The sequence below is a fragment of the Westiellopsis prolifica IICB1 genome, assembly GCF_004323185.1.
Classification (GTDB): domain Bacteria; phylum Cyanobacteriota; class Cyanobacteriia; order Cyanobacteriales; family Nostocaceae; genus Pelatocladus; species Pelatocladus prolificus_A.
Map to the genome: position 1 here is coordinate 1039675 of NZ_NAPS01000001.1, position 1081 is coordinate 1040755.

A 1081-nucleotide genomic window follows, 5' to 3' on the forward strand; every position below is an offset into this window, starting at 1 on the left:
ATGTGGGTGGTAAAGCTGCTACCCTCCACCAAATGGCAGGATTATTTGCCCAACAAGGAGATATCAATCGAGCGATCGCACTTTACGAACAATCTTTGCAAATAAAAGAAAGCATCAACGATGTGGGTGGTAAAGCTGCTACGCTAGCAAGTCTGGCTTACTGGGCTGGTGAAACTGGAGATAAGGCTAGGCAATTAGATTTATATTTACAAGCTGCGGCGACACTTGCCCAAATTCGCGCTTATGTTGACTTGGTAACAGTTCTGAGTAATTTAGGCGTAGCAGATGAAAGCAAAAGTTTGGTTTATTTCGCTCAAGCAATCTGGTTGACGCTGCGGATTCAAGCACCTTTAACAGATACAATTTATCTCATCCGAGCATTGTATAATGCCGTACCTGAAGGCGATGAATTAGAAGCTTTGCTAGGGGCTACTGCGATGTTGTTCTGCAACTACCGAGGTGAAGGACATCCGCAGTTAGAGGAACTCCGGGATGTGAGTGTAAAGATGATAGTAGGGGCGGCGGGTAGGCAAGAAATAGAGACACAGGAAGCTTTTGCTACTTGGTTGACTCAGCAACGTCTCAATGATCCAGATTATTTCCTCCAGCGACTCAATCAGCGCCTAGAGGAGATTGTCGGGGATGGGTGGGTGTTTGATCAGTTATCAGTTATCAGTGAACAGTGAACAGTTAAGGAACTCATACTAATTCGCAATACTCGTGCTATGCGCGAGAAGCAAGCTACGCAATTAATTTATATCTTGCATCAACCTATATCCTGCCAATAAATAAATTTATTGGCTAATAGCGAAAGTCAGATTTATCTGACTGGGACGGTGTTTGAGTCCGTTTTAACGGATTTATGCTATTAGCCTCAGAATTAATTCTGAGGCGGGATATGGGGTTGGTGCAAGTTAGGAGTTAGAAAACTTAGATACAGTGCGATTACGCTGAATGGTGCGTTGCGCTGCGCGACAACACACCCTACAAAACTCGACGACGGAGATCAAAGACTCGTTAATGAGTATAAAAGACTCGACGACGAGTATCAAAGACTCGTTAATGAGTATAAAAGACTCGA

Annotated in this window: 1 protein-coding gene; it reads left to right on the top strand. The window is 43.9% G+C overall.

What is annotated here, in order from left to right; genetic code table 11:
• A partial coding sequence (locus B4U84_RS04430) for a tetratricopeptide repeat protein (protein ID WP_131118712.1) occupies window positions 1–686 on the top strand: 686 nt, incomplete at its 5' end.
• Between the last annotated feature and the right edge of the window lie 395 nt (window positions 687–1081).